This is a genomic window from Oceaniferula marina (assembly GCF_013391475.1).
Taxonomy (GTDB): Bacteria; Verrucomicrobiota; Verrucomicrobiia; order Verrucomicrobiales; family Akkermansiaceae; genus Oceaniferula; species Oceaniferula marina.
Window position 1 is genome coordinate 430,112 of record NZ_JACBAZ010000001.1, and the last position, 18,844, is coordinate 448,955.

General features: G+C 47.6%; 21 protein-coding genes and 1 tRNA gene. 11 read left to right on the plus strand and 11 right to left on the minus strand.

The genetic code is table 11. From position 1 onward, the window contains the following. Positions 1 to 46 precede the first annotated feature (46 nt). Positions 47 to 2,059, minus strand: coding sequence for a right-handed parallel beta-helix repeat-containing protein (locus HW115_RS01700; protein WP_178930844.1), 2,013 nt, complete (start codon positions 2,057 to 2,059; stop codon positions 47 to 49). 403 nt (positions 2,060 to 2,462) lie between these two features. Here HW115_RS01700 and HW115_RS01705 point away from each other — a divergent pair, with 403 nt between their 5' ends. From HW115_RS01705 to HW115_RS01720, 4 genes are all read left to right on the plus strand, one after another. Then, entirely contained in the window at positions 2,463 to 3,068 is a 606-nt protein-coding gene (locus tag HW115_RS01705; RefSeq protein ID WP_178930845.1) for a trimeric intracellular cation channel family protein, read from the plus strand. 289 nt (positions 3,069 to 3,357) lie between these two features. Then, a complete protein-coding gene (locus tag HW115_RS01710) occupies positions 3,358 to 4,647 on the plus strand; it encodes a tyrosine-type recombinase/integrase (RefSeq protein ID WP_178930846.1) in 1,290 nt (429 codons plus the stop codon). Positions 4,648 to 4,969: 322 nt separating this feature from the next. Next, positions 4,970 to 5,197: a hypothetical protein gene (locus tag HW115_RS01715; RefSeq protein WP_178930847.1), complete on the plus strand. Its 228-nt coding sequence runs from the start codon at positions 4,970 to 4,972 to the stop codon at positions 5,195 to 5,197. Between the two features lie 100 nt (positions 5,198 to 5,297). Next, complete coding sequence (locus tag HW115_RS01720; RefSeq protein ID WP_178930848.1) at positions 5,298 to 7,511, plus strand: BT4734/BF3469 family protein; 2,214 nt, start codon at positions 5,298 to 5,300, stop codon at positions 7,509 to 7,511. Between the two features lie 234 nt (positions 7,512 to 7,745). Here HW115_RS01720 and HW115_RS01725 read toward each other — a convergent pair whose 3' ends face one another. Both HW115_RS01725 and HW115_RS01730 read right to left on the minus strand, forming a co-directional pair. Then, on the minus strand, positions 7,746 to 8,189 hold the full coding sequence (locus HW115_RS01725) for a terminase small subunit (protein ID WP_178930849.1): 444 nt from the start codon (positions 8,187 to 8,189) through the stop codon (positions 7,746 to 7,748). A gap of 43 nt (positions 8,190 to 8,232) precedes the next feature. Continuing rightward, positions 8,233 to 8,526: a hypothetical protein gene (locus tag HW115_RS01730; protein WP_178930850.1), complete on the minus strand. Its 294-nt coding sequence runs from the start codon at positions 8,524 to 8,526 to the stop codon at positions 8,233 to 8,235. A gap of 76 nt (positions 8,527 to 8,602) precedes the next feature. Between HW115_RS01730 and HW115_RS01735 the strand changes: the two genes are divergently transcribed. The 5 genes from HW115_RS01735 to HW115_RS01755 all read left to right on the plus strand — a co-directional run bounded on the left by HW115_RS01735 (position 8,603) and on the right by HW115_RS01755 (position 10,251). Further along, the gene (locus HW115_RS01735) at positions 8,603 to 9,133 is read left to right on the plus strand and encodes a hypothetical protein (RefSeq protein WP_178930851.1); all 531 of its coding nucleotides are present in this window, start codon (positions 8,603 to 8,605) and stop codon (positions 9,131 to 9,133) included. A gap of 3 nt (positions 9,134 to 9,136) precedes the next feature. Continuing rightward, complete coding sequence (locus HW115_RS01740; RefSeq protein ID WP_178930852.1) at positions 9,137 to 9,391, plus strand: hypothetical protein; 255 nt, start codon at positions 9,137 to 9,139, stop codon at positions 9,389 to 9,391. After that, on the plus strand, positions 9,391 to 9,609 hold the full coding sequence (locus tag HW115_RS01745; RefSeq protein WP_178930853.1) for a hypothetical protein: 219 nt from the start codon (positions 9,391 to 9,393) through the stop codon (positions 9,607 to 9,609). The genes HW115_RS01740 and HW115_RS01745 overlap by 1 nt, the downstream gene beginning before the upstream one ends. 5 nt (positions 9,610 to 9,614) lie before the next feature. Continuing rightward, positions 9,615 to 9,872 (plus strand): hypothetical protein, encoded by a 258-nt coding sequence (locus tag HW115_RS01750; RefSeq protein WP_178930854.1) that lies wholly within the window; start codon positions 9,615 to 9,617, stop codon positions 9,870 to 9,872. A gap of 106 nt (positions 9,873 to 9,978) precedes the next feature. Beyond that, on the plus strand, positions 9,979 to 10,251 hold the full coding sequence (locus tag HW115_RS01755; RefSeq protein WP_178930855.1) for a hypothetical protein: 273 nt from the start codon (positions 9,979 to 9,981) through the stop codon (positions 10,249 to 10,251). A 285-nt stretch (positions 10,252 to 10,536) separates the two neighbouring features. Here the strand turns inward: HW115_RS01755 and HW115_RS01760 are convergent. The 8 genes from HW115_RS01760 to HW115_RS01795 form a co-directional block, all read right to left on the minus strand. Next, positions 10,537 to 10,613, minus strand: a tRNA-Met gene (locus HW115_RS01760). 118 nt (positions 10,614 to 10,731) lie between these two features. Beyond that, positions 10,732 to 12,708 (minus strand): ATP-dependent helicase, encoded by a 1,977-nt coding sequence (locus HW115_RS01765; protein WP_178930856.1) that lies wholly within the window; start codon positions 12,706 to 12,708, stop codon positions 10,732 to 10,734. Between the two features lie 108 nt (positions 12,709 to 12,816). Beyond that, complete coding sequence (locus tag HW115_RS01770; protein WP_178930857.1) at positions 12,817 to 13,737, minus strand: S1C family serine protease; 921 nt, start codon at positions 13,735 to 13,737, stop codon at positions 12,817 to 12,819. A 79-nt stretch (positions 13,738 to 13,816) separates the two neighbouring features. After that, on the minus strand, positions 13,817 to 14,431 hold the full coding sequence (locus HW115_RS01775; RefSeq protein WP_178930858.1) for a sigma-70 family RNA polymerase sigma factor: 615 nt from the start codon (positions 14,429 to 14,431) through the stop codon (positions 13,817 to 13,819). Between the two features lie 119 nt (positions 14,432 to 14,550). Beyond that, positions 14,551 to 14,925 (minus strand): dihydroneopterin aldolase, encoded by a 375-nt coding sequence (locus HW115_RS01780; RefSeq protein ID WP_178930859.1) that lies wholly within the window; start codon positions 14,923 to 14,925, stop codon positions 14,551 to 14,553. Then, entirely contained in the window at positions 14,922 to 15,584 is a 663-nt protein-coding gene (locus HW115_RS01785) for an HAD family hydrolase (RefSeq protein ID WP_178930860.1), read from the minus strand. Before HW115_RS01785 ends, HW115_RS01780 begins: the two co-directional genes overlap by 4 nt. Before the next feature lie 19 nt (positions 15,585 to 15,603). Further along, on the minus strand, positions 15,604 to 16,023 hold the full coding sequence (locus tag HW115_RS01790) for a DciA family protein (RefSeq protein ID WP_178930861.1): 420 nt from the start codon (positions 16,021 to 16,023) through the stop codon (positions 15,604 to 15,606). Beyond that, positions 16,013 to 16,246 (minus strand): ferredoxin, encoded by a 234-nt coding sequence (locus HW115_RS01795; RefSeq protein WP_178930862.1) that lies wholly within the window; start codon positions 16,244 to 16,246, stop codon positions 16,013 to 16,015. The genes HW115_RS01790 and HW115_RS01795 overlap by 11 nt, the downstream gene beginning before the upstream one ends. Before the next feature lie 218 nt (positions 16,247 to 16,464). Between HW115_RS01795 and HW115_RS01800 the strand changes: the two genes are divergently transcribed. Next, a complete protein-coding gene (locus tag HW115_RS01800) occupies positions 16,465 to 17,460 on the plus strand; it encodes a hypothetical protein (protein ID WP_178930863.1) in 996 nt (331 codons plus the stop codon). A 105-nt stretch (positions 17,461 to 17,565) separates the two neighbouring features. After that, entirely contained in the window at positions 17,566 to 18,819 is a 1,254-nt protein-coding gene (locus HW115_RS01805) for a polysaccharide deacetylase family protein (protein WP_178930864.1), read from the plus strand. The last annotated feature ends 25 nt before the right edge of the window (positions 18,820 to 18,844 follow it).

Sequence of the window (18,844 nt, forward strand, 5' to 3'; positions counted from 1 at the left end):
GGTCACCTTTGATTCGACGCCCGTCCGTTGTCAGACTATCAACTCTTCAATAGCACCTCGACTGCGAAGTGGTCTTAGGCAAAATAAGATAGCATTGTGCCGTTTTTTGAAGTCGGACCAATCTCTCTGGCTTCTCCCCCCAATACACAAGATAGGATTTAGCCTTCAATGAAGGCCTCCACATCAAGACGGTGTTGGGATCAAGATGCTTGGAACCACTACGGGGAATAGGCATACTCGCCTTTTCGGAAAGGTGACCTGGGATCCAATATTGAGCAGGGTCATGAGAATATGCTCCAATCTGGCACGATGGTTGCGCATTTCTACCAGCTAGATGAACTTCAGAATCTTGACGAGGGCGGAAGTCAAAATTGTTAACGTTGGTCAGCTGACTTCCTACATCACCCGTCCAGTTGTTTTGGTGTTTTCCCGGAATTGGAATACCCTGCTTGTGAAACGCTCCGGAAATGCTGCCTGCGAGATTTCTTGCTGTCAATGTCTGCGTGTTAATTCCCCCGGCTAATAATCTATCAAGGATACCTACATCAACTCTGGGTGAACCCAATACAGTATTCCCGATAATTTGGTGCCCGTCCCCCTTCACTTTGACTTGCTGGGTATTCCAACAAACGTTCTCAATCATCGCTCCACGATGACCATAACGCACATCGGGACTCCCCATATTGGCAGAGTCAAAACGAAGTGCTGCCTTCGCGGTGTCGCGCACCCAGTTCCGGCGTAACACAGAACCTTCGATATTGTTTACACCGACATTAATCGCAGAGCCGTCATGCTGTAACAAACCCGTTCTTGAGATATGATTGTATTCTACAAGCGAACGACTTCCCACCCGCACGCCTTCCGAGTTCCCCGTTAAATCTACAGTATTCCGGCGAAATACCATACCTCTCGAGTTGCCAAAGTTCAGCGCCCCTTCACCACCATTGCCGAGGCACATCCAGTCGATGGCATAGAATTGGCAGTTCTCCACCACATCGTTGATTCCGGACATCGACAATGCCGGCCCGTTACAATAATTAAATGAGCAATTGTACACTCGGTTGTCTGTCCCTCTCTGATCCATGCTCTCAAGGAACTTTTTACTATACGCAAAATGAGTCACCTCGGGGCGGCGCATGTCCCCTGCCCCCAGTGCCGTTGCTGATGGGAAATTAAAATGACAAGCGTCGAGTGTCATCGATAAGCAGTCGGAAAAACTAGCATAACAGGCAAACAGCCTTAGCCCCTCGAACTTCAGGTGTGAACTCTGACGCACACGAAGACCGCAATCGATCTGTCTGCTCCTCAGCTTGATTTCTCCATCTCTCGGCATGAGGTAGAGCCAGCCTTCAGATCGATTGTAAAACCATTCTCCAGGCGAATCGAGACACTCCAGACTCCTTTCCAAGTAGTAGTAACCTTCACCTCCTTTTTGGATTTTCTTCCTCCAAAATTCAGTTTTTTTGGGGAAATGGTTAGCAGCGCGAGCCATCGCTCGCCCCGATCGTTCAAAATCCAGACTGTAGGTAAAGCGCTGACTCCCCGGATCGTGTTGGCCAACCGTTTGAGCCCACGACAACCAAGAGCCAATATTCATTACAGCAACAGCACCGGTGAAATCTTTCCCAGTGTCCGATAATGTCTGTGTATTCTGAGATACGTAGGAGCCCTCCATCCAAGGTGCGCGTTTCTGATCGCCCACTTTCGGAGTGGCATCAATCATCACCCCAAAAGTGCTTTCCGCTGCCGCCTTTCGCCATCGACCATGCAAGTCAAATACACTTTCATCGTAAATGTCGGCATTGGGCCATCTGGCTGGCATCAAATAACGCCCATTTTGAAAAAGCTGTTTCACGGGCCCCGAAGCCTCAGCCCGGTAGATTCCGTCTTTCCATTTCTCCCATTTTAATTGAAGAGGTCTTGTCCCGTCCAGGATAACGGTTTCACCGGGCCAAGCTTTGAAGGTGATCGGCAACTGTTTCGTCCCATGCAGCTGTTCGATCTCCAAGAGCTCGGTATATCTTCCCTTACGAATCAAACAACAATCCCCTGGTTTCATTTGTTTCGCAGCTTTGCCCAGGGTCGCAAAAGGTGCTTCCTCGGTTCCAGCATGACGATCATCCCCATCAACCGAAACAACCCACACCTTTGCATGGAGGCATGACAGGCTCAGAAACCCGAACCCTAAGCAAAGCAAGCAATGACTTTTCTTTTTATTATAAAACACCACGTTGACCTGATTCAGATCAAACTTCCCCCTATTGTCTTCTGACTACAAGAGTAAAAACAACACTGCTTTGAGATGAACAAAGCTCCTGAAAAACTGAAAACATTCAAATCAGATTGTCCAATTTTCGATAATCCAAAGCCTTTTCTGAAGATTAAAACAAAACTAAATATTTGGTGGAATTTGCTATTGAAAAATGGCATCGACCGAACTTTACATTCGCCCTGTGGACATCATGCTTATTCTAGAATTTATGGCCGTGGCCGTCTCCGCCGTCTATGGTTCCCTCATGGCTGCACGGGCAAGAATGGACTTTGTGGGTTCATTTACCATTGCCTTTCTCGCAGCCTTGGGAGGAGGTTCATTAAGAGACCTGATTCTGGACCGTCACCCCTTGTTTTGGATCGGCCAGCCCTACTATCCGATCACCGTTTTTATCATCTGTATCATTGTGCCCTTCCTGATCAAGTTCATCAGTCGGATCAAACCGATCCTTCTTTATCCTGACTCCCTTGGTATGGCCTTGTTCACGGTGGTCGGAACCAAAATTGCCCTGGATGCCCAAGATTCAAATTTTATCGCTGTCTTACTGGGAACCATTACCGGAACGTTCGGAGGGGTTTTAGCTGACATCGTATGTAATGAAGTTCCATCGCTCTTCAGACCAGCACCTTTGTGCGCGACCTGCGCATTTTGTGGGGCTTGGATCTATGTCTTTGGAGCGATGCTGTGTTGGGAGGGGCCGCTGCTGATCAGTGTGAGTGTAATTTTCATCGTAATCTTCAGGATTGCAGCTGTTGTTTTTGATTGGCGTTTTCCATCGGTCAGGCAACCGGACTGATTCTCGATCTGCCGCCGCCGCCGTGGTTTGAATGTGATAGAAAAGCCAGACCGAACACGAACGGGGAACAACGCCCATGATAACTCATAGCGCTACCATGAAAAACAAAAATGCCGCCTTCAATAAAGAAGACGGCAATTAAATTGGTTACGGGGGTAGGATTTGAACCTACGACCTTCAGGTTATGAGCCTTTAGTTCATCTTTATAAAATGAGACTAACATTCAGTCATGCAACACTTCATGCTAACAATTATTGCTATTGCAGGAAAATGCAGGTAAAAGAAAAGCATGAGTGAATCCAAAACAATTGAAAAAATCCCGCTTGATGGAATCAGCGAAAAAGGAATGACCATCAAGGAAAACACCTACAAAAAGAACGGAAAAACTTACTCAAATTGGATTGTCCAAGGATGGCGAGAGAACGGGAAATGGCAGCGGAGGCAATTCAAAGAAGAAGCTGCCGCAAAACTGTTCAAAAATGACACTGAACGGCGTTTCATGAGTGCCGGGGCGAATCAAAGACTTCTTTCCACATCGCTTGACGAAATGCAGTTGCGGCATGCAGAAGCCGCTGTTGCTCAACTCGGGTCCACATATACGCTACGAGACGCGGTGCGATTCTTTCTCGAAAACCACCGGGCACCGGATTTCACAATCCCCCTTCTGGACGGTATCAACAAATATCTTGGTGAATTGGAAAGCACTTTACGGGCAAACTCGATCAGGAGCCGCCGTAGCGTCCTGATGCAGCTTGAGGAATTCACCGGGGGCGTTGCGGTGCATGAAGTGACCACTGAGCAAATCAAAGCGTTTCTGAACGGTTTACGGGCAAAAGACGGAACCAAGGCCAAACGAAAGACTTGGAACAACTACCGAAATGACGTGAACCACTTCTTTTCTTGGGCTTGTGAAGAAGATTTGAACACAAACCGCCCTTGGAGCTTCACCAATCCATGCGCAAAAATCCCCATTTTCACGGCAAAACAAGTTGCGGAGCAACGCGCCAAACCATCGACAACGAGCGCGGCACGGGTGAAGCGTTCCATGTCATCGCTCATGAACTGGCGAGAAGGTTCCTTGATGAAGTTTTTTGCCTTGGCCTATTTTGCAGGAATCCGCCCGGATGGTGAGTTGCAGAAACTGGCAACACGGGAAAAAGAGCTAATCAACCTAAAAACCCGCACAATCCACATTCCCGCCGATATTTCAAAAACCAAGGAGGAACGAAACATTGATATTTCAGAAAACCTCATGCAATGGTTGAAGCTCTGCAAAGACAAGCCGATTGTTCCCACCAACTTTGACAGGCTTTGCAAACGTGCCCGGCGGAGCATGAAACTTGACAGGGACGAAACTCGGCACTCTTTCATTTCCTACCATGTCGCGCTAAATAGGTCTGTTGGCGATGCCGCGTTGCAAGCGGGTAACTCTGAAAGCATCATCAAGAAACACTACTTGCGCCTGCATACCCGTGAAGAAGGTGAGGCATTCTTTTCAATCGTTCCGGATGCGGAAAGGAAACGTGCGGTTTTCAGTGACCAGAAGCCACAAAAACAAGGTGCATTGAAAGTTATTTGAAACTTTTTTTGCTATGTTTTAACGGTGAACAATATCTGTTCTAAGTCCCCGCCCCGCGTCCTGCAAAGGTTACGGGGCTTTTTGTTTTTTTAGCCATGAACACAATTTGTTCACCGTCAAAGAATATATTGCACGTAGTCTCAAACCATTGCATTATCGTGCTAACGGTCAGCGGAAATTGACCGTTTAATAAGCAAGATTTTCGCTAGGATGATTGCCTGACACCTTTCAACCGAAAAGAATAATAGATTTAGTTCCCCTTGGGGAAACGAGTAACGCCGCAAGCGTGTGTCATTGGAAAAACTAAAAAACTATTATTCCGATGAATACCATCACCCAACAAAAGAAGAAAAGCCCCCTGCTCCGCATGCGTCCTTGCTATGAAGCCTTGTTTCCAGACCCGGAGGAAAGGCCAAGTTTCCGCACATTCTGCGAATGGAAAAAACGCCGCTATTTCCCCCAAATCAAAATTGGTGGAAATGTCCTGCTGAATCCTGAAGAAGTCCGTGCCGCCATTGAAAAGCGGTTCACAATCCCTGCCGCCCGATAACAAAGAAACCCGCCCTGCCGTGAAGCGAGGAACGGGCATTTCTTGACGTAGGATGATGCTACCTCAATTCATAAATCAGGGCAATAACTGATTTATAATTATGACCTTAGATGAAATCAAAGTTTCATATTTTCCCACTATTGGAAAAACAACAAACCCGGATACGGTAAGCATTGCCTCATTGTGCGATGAAATCAAAAACGGGGCATATAAAGAGCAAGTTGAAAACGTCACCAAGCTAAAAGAAGACTATGTTGCAGACCCAACAAGTGAAAAGGAAACTGCATGGAAGGACGCAAAGAAAGAACTCCCAAACTTCACCACATCCGGGACGTTCACCCGGCGCAATGGAGAGTCGTTAATCAAACATAGCGGGTTGATGCAGATCGACGTTGACCCGAAAGACAACCCCAACAAAACAAAGGATGAATTGCGGGCAATCGTTGAAGATGATCCACACACTTTCGTTGTTTTTGACTCACCTTCTGGTGATGGCGTGAAAGGCTTTGCTAGGGTTTCAATCAACCCGGATGACCATCTAGGGTGCTATGAAGCAATGCGGCAAACATACGCTGCCAAGAGAGTTGTGATAGATGACAACTGCAAGGACATTTCACGAGCCTGCTTTGTCTCCTATGATCCTCATTTATACCAGGCACCATTTGAAAAAGTGCAGGAATTCAAGCCCGTTCCCCTGCCAGAACGTGAACCGGCAAAGAACGGTGATTCAGAAATTGGAGAAGAACCATATTACACCATCGAAGTTGCTAAGGATGCATTAAAAGCAATCAAAGATATTCACGGGGGGAACTTAGAAGGAGAATATGAGTTATGGCTGAAGATCCTTTCTGGCATGTTCAACTCATACGGGGAAGATGGATTTCAAGCAGTTGAGGAAATTATCGGCGGCGATGGTTATCAAGAAAAGCGTGGCAAGCTGCTTAAAGACATAGGCGTTGGCACCGTGATTCATTATGCAAGGGAAAATGCAGGTTGGCGGGGTGACGTGGCCATGGTTGACCGCTTTTTCTATGAAGGCAAAAAAGGCTATCGCTTTGAAAGTAGCCAAGGAAGATACATTGCTCAAAACATATCGGACGTTAGACGTAGGTTAAAAAAATCAGGCATTAAAAACCATGATATTGATGATAAAATTGACCACATCCAAGAGAACCGGGACATTTGCTATGCTGGTGAAATATCTGGACGCATGGCAGGGTTCTATGATGAAGGAGGCACAAGGTTTCTAGTGACCAAATCACCGCATTTCATCAAACCCAAAGAAAGCGAATTTCCTACTATCAAAGCTATTCTTGAAGGTGCTTTGCTGAAACACGAATCGCCCGAAAACGCCAATAAGCAACTTGATTCATTCTATGGGTGGCTGCAAACAGGTGTAATTTCTTTGCGTGGTAGCAATGAGCAACACGGGCAAGCAATGGCCTTTGTTGGTGGTGTTGATTGCGGTAAAAGTTTCATTCAAGATTACATCATCACACCTTGCCTTGGTGGACGTTCAGCCAAGGCTGCATTGTTCATGCAAGGAGGAACCGCGTTCAACTCTGATTTATTCAAGGCCGAGCATTTAATTTTATCAGATGAGTTTATGACGCGTGACATGAAATCACGGGGGAAACTGGCAGCGAATTTGAAGAAATTCACTGTTTCAACACACGGGGAACAACTTCATGCAAAGGGTGTTGATGCAATATCCATCACCCCTTGGTGGCGTGTCAGCATTTCATTGAATGACACACCTGAAAACTTGTTGATTCTGCCACCACTAAATGATGACGTGCATGATAAAATAATCATTCTGCGAGCCAGCCGGGAACCGTTTCCAATGCCAACCAAAACAGCTATGGAGAAGAAGGCCTTGCGTGAACAGATTGAACAAGAGTTGCCGGGGTTTCTTTGGTGGCTTCTGAATAAATACCAAATCCCACAAGAAAGGGAATGTGGACGTTTCTGCATTAGCACGTGGCACAACGATGAAATTCTGAAGTTAATTCATGCTGAAAGTGAAGAAGGGCAATTCCTCACATTGATTGACTCACATTTCTGGTCTGGGAATGATGAAGCCGACGAAATAATTCCACGACTCGAAAAATGGCAAGGTGAAGCATTGGAGTTGAAAAACCAACTTTGCAGTAGTGGGTCACACGCTGCACAACGTAGCGCGGAAAAATTGCTTGGAACGTGGTCAAATAAACCGGGAAAACTACTTGGAAAGTTGAAAAAGCTGCACGGGGGACGTATCAGATCCAAAATTACGAACGGAAAAACTATTTGGACGATTTACCCACCTGAATAGCGTCTAGGGTTGTCAAAGTGGTCAAAGTGTTCAGTTATTCTATGTTGTAAATGTAAAATAGAGAAAAGCCCCCATACAACCGAAGATAGTGAACGAAACACACCAAAACCAACTTGGAAAAAGTGACCACTTTGACCACCTAAAAACGACAAGTTAGCATGAATAGTTGCATGAAATCGAAAAGACTATTGTTTCAAGGTCTTGAACTTCAGGCGTGGGGCTTTCAGTTCACATCTAATCCAATTCTATCGTTTCTTTCATGAGTTGGGCTTGTGCCCCTACTGCCGCTTTTTCCCAATCTTCCAAACAATTCACCACCGGCACCAACATGACCCCGCCATGGTTTATATCAGCTTCCACTTTCTGAACATAGAGCCCATCCATTTTATTGAGCAGATGGATTGCTGCCATTTGTTCCGTAGGTGTTGCCAGTTGGCTTGTGGCGATCTTGCTCAAATGCTCCTTGCGTGCTGTTATATCAAGAATAAAGGGCGTGTCTGCCTTGTCTCGCAGGGTGCCAAGGTATTCTTGTGCATCCGCCCGGCGCATGAGCTTAGAAACCATTTGGGGGGCATTGCTGACAGAATACCCAGCTTTGCGCCCCGCTTCCGTCAACGTCATACCCGTTGCCACATATCGAAGCGCGTTGCGTTGTTGGTCGTTTAATTTTTGAGCCATGCGGGTCTTTTTGGTGGATAGTTAGGAACGAGAGCAAAAATTTTTAACCGCATTTTGCGAGTTTGTTTGCCTCCCGGACACACGCCAAAGCGGTCTTGGGGTTAGTGAAAAGATGCACCCGCGCCAATGTCCGCAAGTCTGCAATCCGTTCCCTGACAGAATAGACCGTTTCCGCGTCTATGTTCTTTGCAATCGCCCGCAGATAGGCTTTCCCCTCATTTGAGTTACAAATCTGCCAAACCGTTTCCAAGTTCTTATACCCTGCCGCCCTTGCAGCTTCTTTATATGTGCAACCCTTGGCAACCGCTGCAAGTGCTGTTCTTTGCTTGATTGTCATGCTGCTTTTATAGCATATCATCAACTTGATACAAGAAAACTCTTGCGATGAACTTTTATTATGCTAAAAAAACAGCATGACTACTTTCAGAACAAACACCGGGCACACGGTCAAAGCTGCAACCATTGAAGAAGCCATTGAGAAAGTGACCACTGATTTAATCATCGCCACTGGTGAACATGCCGGGTGCAAAATGAAAATACATAGTTCGGAACGCTTCACCGTCCCCCGGCACAAGATTGAGGCGGTGCGATTGGTTCTTGAGCCTGACTTACCCGATTTTATTGCCCGACTCATTCCTGACATGCCAACGCTTGAATCCCCTTTCAGCATTACGGACACCCCACAAGAAGGCAGTAAATATGAAATTGAAAACCCAAGACCAGGATTCGGCAATTTCATCTATTCGGGCGAATGGGAAGCCATTGCTACCGAACATGCCTATTTCCTCGCAGGGTGCAACACAGTCCGGGATAACCACGATTTAAATCAACTATTTATCGCATCCTTGAATATCAAAGACAACTTGGCACGCGGCACCATCATGTGCGGCAATAGCGTCAATGGTTCCGTTCATGTCAGGGGGCAAAAACTACCAACCAAATAAATTATGCAATACCAATCCACAGCCACACACGCCCCGTTCACCGCAGCCAATCAAAAAGAAGCAGTATTGATAGCCTGCAACCATTTAGGCACCGATCTTGGTGCAAAGGTTGAACTAGTTTCTTGCGAGCATGGCGGGGATCACTCCGCTTGCGTTGTATCCGTCACCACTAAGGCAAAAAATTGGAGTGAAGGCCAGCAAGTTGAACAGGAGAAAACAGAACAACGCCGTTTTGTGGTCAAGCCCTACACCTACTAATGCCTTACTATATCACAGACACCTTTGAACCTATCGAAGCAGACAATGCAAGTGAAGCAGCACAGGGCTTTGTGAGCATGGGTTTTCCTCCGGGTCTGAATCTGCATGTCCAATACATAGAGACAACTCGTGGCATTCAAAAATTCTACTATTCAGTAAAAGACAATGAAACCATGATAAAACAGGGCCTTGTCAGTGTTGTAGAATGTAAAATTTAGAATCAATGCCTCTCTACGGATCAAAAGACTTCCACCCCTATGCCGCCAAAAACCATCTTGAAGCGGCAAAGGCGTTTGCACGGGGGTTGCTCAAGGCGGACGGGTCAACACTAACGCCGGGTGATTTCATATTGACCGGACAAACAAGCAACGCGCTCGGGGGCATTACCTATCATTTCAAATACAGCTTGCTTGATGCCTTGGGCGGGATCACGGCACAACGTCAAATCGACGTAATACACTATCACAGAATCAGGGATTGAAACATTTGTGGCCATAGATAGCCCCCGGTCATCGTCTTATTGCAGCGGTGGCCGGGGGTGTTTTGTCTTGTAGTTATTTTGATAGAGCGTTAGCTATTCTAGCGTCATGAAATTATTAGCAGTATTATTAGGCCTTCTCTCAGTTCCAGTAGCATTCTATGGGGTTTCATCACTTACTCAGGCAACCGAAGGCGTTGGCATAATTGGGTTTGCTGCGGTGATTGGAATAGTTTCCCGCCTTTGCCAAGCTGAAGCCAATTACGAAAGCGAGAAAAAGCAAAGGGAAGTTATCCAAGATGAGATTGAGAAATCTCATGTCAAAACGATTCAATACTACGATTCTGTGTATCGGAATCTTGTGACAAACAAGAAACAATAAGCAGAATCACAGCAAAAACCCTCTTAGTTCCTATTTTGGGTTTTTCATGCAATGAAGTGTTGCATGAAGATATGCAGTCAACTCCAGTCTGATTCAAACCATCCCCCAACACCCCGCCCTTGATTTATCAACAAATGGCGGGGTTTTTCATGCAACACTTCATGCAATAAAACCTTCAAAACACCCCATTTTATATCATTTCCCTGCATTTTTCACACTTTTCAAAATAGGCAAAAACACACAAAGAAAAACGCTGTAAGCCTTTGACTTACAGCGTTTTAAGATTGGTTACGGGGGTAGGATTTGAACCTACGACCTTCAGGTTATGAGCCTGACGAGCTACCTGGCTGCTCCACCCCGCGATTGAAATGGTTTCACCCTGTCGGGTGCGGGCGGAACCTAGTGGCGAGCCGCTGATTTAGCAAGAACTAAATGGTAAAAAACAGCATTTTTTTACAGCCCTTATTTCTAGGGATTCGATCAGTCAAAGATACTGAATAAATCAGCGATATCATCTTCTGTGGCATCGGCTCCCATAATGTCATCATAATCAAGCACCTCCAGATACCGGTCGCTTAATTCCTGTAGAAAAATGCTGGCTTCACACGCTTCCTGCTTTCCAAATTTGGTTCTTACCGAACATTTTGAAATCGTCAATCGATCCTGAGCTCTGGTGATTCCGACGTAGAACAACCGTCGTTCTTCATCCTGGGTCCCCTCCTCCACACTACGTTTGTGTGGCAAGATGCCTTGTTCGAGCCCCACCAGATAAACGATGGGATACTCAAGCCCCTTGGATGCATGCAAGGTGATCAGGGTAACCCCCTTCTGCTTTTCAATATCGTTGTCATCCTCCCGGTCTTGAGCCAGTGCCGAATGTCGTAAAAAATCTTCCAATGATTTCCCTTCAGAAGACGCCTGAATCAACATCTGTACGACATCATCGATCGCGCTACGCCTTTGGTCACTTTCCTTCTCGGTTTTACTATTGCGCTTAACCCACTCGATATAGCCGATCTCATCGAGGAAATCGAGCATCACACGCCCCATGTTTTCATGTTTTGTGATTATCCGCTCACGAAAAACTTGTAGTTGTTCAATGAATTGTTCGATTGCATTCCGGGATCGCGTCGCCATCTCTTCGGGTGGGTTGCCCATGGCCTCCCAGACGCTTCCACCTCTCTCTCGTGAGGCATCCGTTAGGAGGACAGCTGCATTTTGTCCGATCCCTCGAGGTGGAGCATTCATGATTCGCAACAGTGGCACATCTGCCAGAGGATTGTTCATCACCTCGAGATAAGCCATGAGATCACGGACTTCACGTTTATCATAAAAACTCTGGGCTCCAATCATCCGGTAGGGAATTTGTTCCTCCCGCATCGCTTGCTCAAGACTCCGACTCTGCACATTCGTCCGAAACAGAATCGCAATATCTTCAAGCGGTTTTTTTTCCACCCGGTGAAGGTCTGTAATTTCATGGGCGATGAACTGGGCTTCCTCCAAGTCGCCCGGCATCGATATGATCCGGATATCCTGCCCTCCGACGGCGTGAGCCCGCAACTGCTTTTCGCGTCGACCGGCATTATTGACAATCAATGAGTTGGCGGTATGGATGATGGCCTCCGAGCTGCGGTAGTTGGTTTCAAGGAGGATGACTTCCGGATTGGGGAAGAACTTTTCGAATTGCAGGATATTGGCAGCTTCGGCACCGCGCCACCCGTAAATACTCTGGTCATCATCCCCCACCACACAGACATGGTAGGGGTCGCCCACCAACTGTTGTAACAGACGCATCTGTAACTTATTGGTATCCTGAAACTCATCAACCGTAACCCGGGTCCAGCGTTTGCGGCACATCTCCCTGACATCAGAAAACTCACGCAATAGGCGCTCTCCCAGTACCAGCAGGTCATCGAAATCAACGGCATTTTGAGCGCGCAATTCGTTTTGATACGCCTGGGCGATATCCGCGATAAACTCATCCGTCATACCAGCTATGCCCTCCGGGGAGTTTTTAGCATTGGAAATCATCGCCAGAACTTCGGCCGGCTTCAGCTTTTCGTTGATTCCTCCTTTACTGATAATGATTCGACTCAGCAGGCCTTTTTGATCGTTGCCCGTGTAAATACTGAAGTTGCTTTTATATCCCAGACGGTCAATCCCCATTCGGAGAATGCGAACACACAAGGAGTGAAAAGTACAAACCGTGATTTCTTTGGATGCGGAGCGGCTGACCATGTCTCCGACCCGCTCCTTCATTTCATTGGCGGCCTTATTAGTGAAGGTTACGGCTAAAATCTCACTGGGGCTAATCCCCCTTTCAACCATATGGGCAATCCGACAGGTCACGGTTCTGGTTTTCCCCGTTCCTGCCCCGGCAAGGATCAATACCGGGCCATCCAGCGTATTTACGGCCTGTCGCTGGGCCGGGTTGAGACTGTCCGTGGAAAATGCCATACGGGCGCGGAGCAAACCCGATAGCTGGGCGCTTGTCAATGAAGCGAAAAAGCAAATTTGTCAGTGCCCGAATATCACAACGGCAAATCGCCGTGATCTGAGGAGAAATCAATCCTTCCCCGGACTCACTTCGGGCTGAACCGGGATCTTCATGACGGTGGTTCCTCGCAGGACAACAAAGGTAGCCGGCTCGCCTGCAATCAGATAAAAAAAGGAATCCACCACACTCGCATAGTCGCGAACACTCAAGGACCCTACCTTAAGTAGAACATCGCCATTCTTTAATCCTGCTTTTTGTGCCGGAGACTCTGGGCGAACACTTTCAATGATTGGTGATGCCACCCTCTCATCCATCACAATGCCAACCCAGCAACGTCGAATTTTACCATTTTTCTTATAATCCTTAAGGGTTCTGGACATGACTTCGATGGGCAGGCAGTAAGAACTGTTTTTTTGACCGAACACAGCCTGTCGAACAATGCCGACCCATTGGCCTTTGGCGTCGAGGATCGCTGTGCCGGGCAAAGGTGCTTCACCTTCATGATTCAACCGGATCACCGCTAAAGGCAATGTTTTAGCTTGGAAACGATCTACTCTTCCCACAACCCGAGCTGATTCCTTCCCCTCAGGTTTTGAAACAAACACCGGATCGGCAGGCTGCAATGCCGTCGAAGACCCAAGCGTTGACAACGATCCTTCCAATCCTGACATCGATGCTGGAATTTGGTAAAGTGCCAGACGACTGTTGATATCCGAGGCCATCAGAGAAAGCGACTCACTTTTGCCATTCCATTCAAGTGTCGCCTTTCGTTTGTCAGCTCCAAGGGCAACAACCGTAACCAACACCTTTCCCTTGCCGGACTCTCCAAACACAGAACATGCGGATGTTGACGCCTTGCCTCCTTTGACTGGCAGGGCTTCAAACTTTACCACTTGGGCCCGAAGTGAGCCACCCCAAACCAAACCCAAGACAAGCATCAGCTGAAAAACGACACCCAAAGAAGAAGGAAGAACGCTCATAGATTTCATGAAAATCATCTTCAACAGCAAGCATCTTCAAGGCAAGCCAAAAGCCAACTCAGGTTACGTTATTGTTGAAGTGCATGAACTAACCGCTGGTGCCTGTGCCAGGACGATGATCAAACTCCTTCAAATGCCCTTGCAGTTGCTTGTGTGCATAAAACAGCCGAGACCGGATGGTACCCTCGGATACACCTAATATCCGGCTAATCTCGGCATGCGGCATCCCTTGGATATCAAACATCATCACTACGGAACGATGACCTTCGGATAACTTTAATAAAGCCTCATTCAAGCGCTGGTGGAGCTCGTGAATATTGGAATTGCGACGAGGGTTGGCGCGGTAGGCCTGATCGATGAATGCAGGGTCATTCAATAAGCCGGATTGGTCATCAGAATAACTTGGGCCAGCCCGTTTGCGGCTTTTTTTCAAATGATTCAGGGTGATATTAACCGCAATCGCATAAATCCATGTGTAAAAAGCTGACTTTCCCTTGAATCGCTTCAACGAACGATAGGCTTTGGAGAATGTATCCTGCAGCAGGTCATGAGAATCCTCAGCATGTGACGTCATATGGTAGATCAAACCATACAGCTTCCTGCTGTATTTCATGATCAACAAATCGAAGGCGCGGGTATCCCCGGACTTAGCTCGACGGACTAAATCCTCGTCAGGATCAACGGTTGTTCGTTCTCGGGCCATGACATATTCACCAGCCCCAGCATGGGAGGGTCTAGCATCATGACGCAAAATGACGATTTGTCAAAGAAACAACACCCCTCAAAGCTTTGACAACGAAAGATTTACCTAAGATCACCTAACTACTGGTCTATCAAATCCCCTTGGCTGCGGGTAACAGTCACCCCAACATAACGAGTATTGGGTAAAATATATTTTTTAATCTCCAAGGTGACAGCAAAGACTGCAAACTCGTTAAGTATCACTTGGGCTAAATCCTCAGCCAGAGTTTCGATCAGTCGCCTCGGCTTTTTTTGAGCCTCTTCTTCCAGTCGAAGGGAAACGGCATAATAATCAACGGTTCGGTCGATGTCGTCGTTGATTGGACCGGATTGAGCCAAGGGAAACATCGTAACCGACACCTCCAACTCCTGGCTTTTAGCCAACTCTTCATCCGGCACCCCCACATGGCAGGCAATGCGAAGATCCTTGATCACTATTTGATCGCTCTGTCTCATAATGGCTGGTTGGTTTCAAGCAGTGTTTGTATTTCGGATAGATTGTTAACCAATAAGTCGGGGCTTACTCTGGATAGCTCTTCTTCTCCTTGGTATCCGGTTAACAGAGCAATCGAGGTCACCTTACCATGGCGTGCAGTTTCAATATCATGGGTCATATCCCCCAAAAATACGGTTTGCTCATTCTGCAACTGGTGCCTGTCAAGAATCCGGTGAATCTGATCCCGTTTATCCAGAACTCCCGCATACGTCGCTTCAAAATAATGAGAGACGGCCAACTCATCAGCATGCTCTGAAAATGCCAATGCATCCATCGAGCTTAAGATAAACATTCTTTTGCCTCGGGCGTGCAAACAACGCAAAAAATCCATGGCATACGGAAGCATCGGAGACTGCACTCCGGATGCCACCGAAAGGGCAAAACCTTCTCTGAAGTGATCTTCCAATTCCTCCAGAGGAACGCCGGGAAGAACTTCCTCGTAAAAACCAGCATAGGGAAGGCGGAAGCGCCTGCGAAATTCAGCCCGGTCAATTTCCGGTCGTCCGTAGATCCTGAGAACGTGGTTGGTGGCGTTTACCACCATCGTTAAATCATCGACCAGAGTGCCAGACCAATCAAAAATCCAGTTCTCATAGGTATGGATACGTGATGAAACCATGAAATGCTCCCTATTGAAATCAGCCGATTTTAAAGATAATCCGTTTCACCACTCCGCTTCCCAACTCCTGCCGCATGTTTTCAAGCAATTGGGCACTCATCTGCTGCAAGTGGAATTTCATCGTTGGCTGTAAGACCAGTAAGACAAGGACTCCGTTACGAATGGACTCCGGAACAGTGTGTTTGGCGACAAACTCGCCCGCAACCTTACTCCAACTCTCTTTCAGGCGACTCTCATCAATCCCTTCAGAAAGGCCAACGCTTTTCAGTAAATCCGAGAGGAATTCATCAGCTCGGTGAATATTCCGATCCGGCGCAGGAGGGTCAACCCCTCCCCGCCACTGGGTCAAGAGACTGTGACGCACTCTACGAATGTGAGAGGAAGCTCGCTTCCTCCCCTTGCCTCGAGATCCCGGGATACGGTGGGAGTTATTCCCCATCGTCACCAATGGCCTCAACCGGGCAACCTTCCATCGCCTCGATACAGAGTTCGCGCTCTTCGTCGTTTTCCGGTTGTTTACTGAGGTAGGAATAACCTTCGTCTTCCTCACGGGTAAAATTATTCGGTGCCGTTTCACGGCATAGGTCACAGTCGATACATTGACTATCGACGTAGAACTGACCTTTTACATTTTCAGGATTTTTATCTTCTTTATCAGCCATAATGATTGCGGAATATTGTCCGCGACACTCATCGTCCATAGACAGCTCCCAATCAAGTATGAAATAAAGCAATCCGAACAAATTTGACAGTAGTCATCAGGATCGTCACAATTCTGCTGGCCAAACCACTGGGCAGAAGCTAATTCGGTGGTGCACTTGAGTCTCGTTTCATTTCCTCGTTTCGGTCCTCATTTCAGATTCCCCAAATTCATCACATTATGTCCCAACCCGATCCCCAGAAGCAGCATAGCGCACGCGACCTGACCTCCCATATCGACGAAGATGACCTTTGGGAACTGGATGATGATTGGACTGATGCCGACAGTTCCACATCCTCCGAGGGATCGACTGATGATGACACACCTCCGATCCCACCAGCACCTGAGTCTGTCAGTTCCTATCGCGCGGCATCATTACCCGAGCCAACGACCGAAATCGGAGAGCACGATACCTTTGAACCTGATACCTTGCTCGACCATGAGATCGACACCGGCAGCGATGTAATGGTTGCCGAAAGCCAAACAAAGCCAACTGAACAAGCCGAAACGTCTGTAGACACCCCGCCTTCCCACCCTGCAGCAAAAGAAAATGAGCCCGCAGAGCTTGCAGCGGCACCCGAACCGGTGAACGAAAAAAACAAGGGAAACAAGCTCAATCCACTTGAAAAAGTGTCCCTTAGCCTTGTCGCGGCGGCCTTTCTTGGGGCTGCCATCTGGGCCTACCTCTGGTTGTATGATCAGAATATTATCGAAGACGAAGGAGCGATACAGCTTCCCCTTCAGGGTGAGTTCATCAGCATCTCGGATTTTTCCACGCATTGGGTCTCTGCCAGTCAATTCAAAGAGATTAAAATGGGGGCTAAGGTCCTTCCTGCGGCAAGTATGACTCTCGATGATGCTTCCCCAAGCTCAGGAGCCTTGCGTATTTATTTCCGTAATGTCAATGGAGACTACATCGGAGACTCCATTACTTTAACGGTTCGGGATGGCCAATTCACCAACAGTAATCAACCCAACACCCGCTTTGATAATGATCACCGCACAGCCACGGTCATTGCTTCCGACGGATTTCATCAGGAAGGCGACTTCAATGCTTACGTGCTCGATGAACAAATGGCATGGAAAATCCAAGTCCTTGAAGCCAAAACCTCAGCGGCCGCGGGCAAGGATTTCGAAGAAATCATCCACACCAAGGTAGGGCGACAACGCAAATAAAAGCCCCGCATTGAGGTCGACAAATTCCCTGCCGGCAATGGGAAACCATGCAGAAAACACCCCTTCCTTTTTTAGCAAATCGCACTATATTCCCAGACTCCGTCTATGAAGCATCTATTGTTCATCCTGCTGGCATTGTTGATGTCATGGTATTCAGCCATGGCACATCCCTCTGCATTGTCAGGGAACGAACAGCCGCGTGCATCTCATACATACAGACCTTTCCTGATCAGCACCGATGCGCAAGCCCCTTCTGACAATGCTGAAAACAAGGGCCCAGCCTCCCAAGAAAACCAGGACAGCTCCCGCGTAGTCGTTCTCGGCTACCATGATTTTTCTGCGACAAAAAAAGCGACAGAAATGTTGATCCCAACCGAGAAGTTTCGCAAACAAATGCAAGCGCTGCAGGATTTGGGGCTCAACGTCATTGGCATGGAAGATTTTCTCGCTTGGCGCCGCGGAGAAAAGACCCTGCCTGATAAATCCGTTCTCATTACCATCGATGATGGCTGGAAGTCTGTCTATACAGACGCCTATCCCATCCTCAAAGAGTTTGGATACCCTTTTACGGTTTTTCTCTACACCAATTATGTCGATGGAGGAGGCGCGGCACTGACATCTCCGATGATCCGAGAAATGATGAAAAATGGCTGCAGTATCGGTAGTCACTCAATTTCTCACCCCTACCCCGTCAGTATCAGGAAAGAACAAAAAAAGGGTGATACGTCCTATGCAGCCTATCTTCGTAAGGAAATGGGAGACTCCAAGCAGTTTCTCGAATCCCAATTTCAGCAAAAAGTCACTACCTACGCCTACCCCGGCGGGTTCGTGACCGATGAAATGCCTCCGATTGCCACGGATCTTGGATATGAGTGCTTGTTTACGGTGCTCCCAGGTAAGGTCACTGCCAGCAGTGCAAACCAACGCTTGCCTCGCTACGTTATCTTGGGAACCCACGATTACATTTTCCGCAATGCGACATCGTTTAAAGCCACAAGCACGAGTGGCGCAAGCCATGGAGCCATTGTGCAATCCACGGAACACCCGGTCAGCCCCGAACCCGGAGCCCTCTCCGAAACTCGAATGCCTACCATCAGCGCCAACCTGTCAGCGGTTGAAAACCTCGACCCTGAGTCGATCGTCATGCGCATCGCTGGATTTGGTAAAGTTCCAGCCAACTATGACGAAACCCGAAAAACGGTGACCTGGAAAGTCAAACGCCGCTTACGCTCCCGCACCTGTGAGGTCAGCGTACAGTGGAAACTTCTCGAAGAGAAAAAATACCAGAAACCCATGACTTGGACATTCAGAATCGATCGCGAAGCTGCTTACCAAGCATCCCCTCTTACTGACAAATAATTGTCGCTCCATTTACCCATTTCCA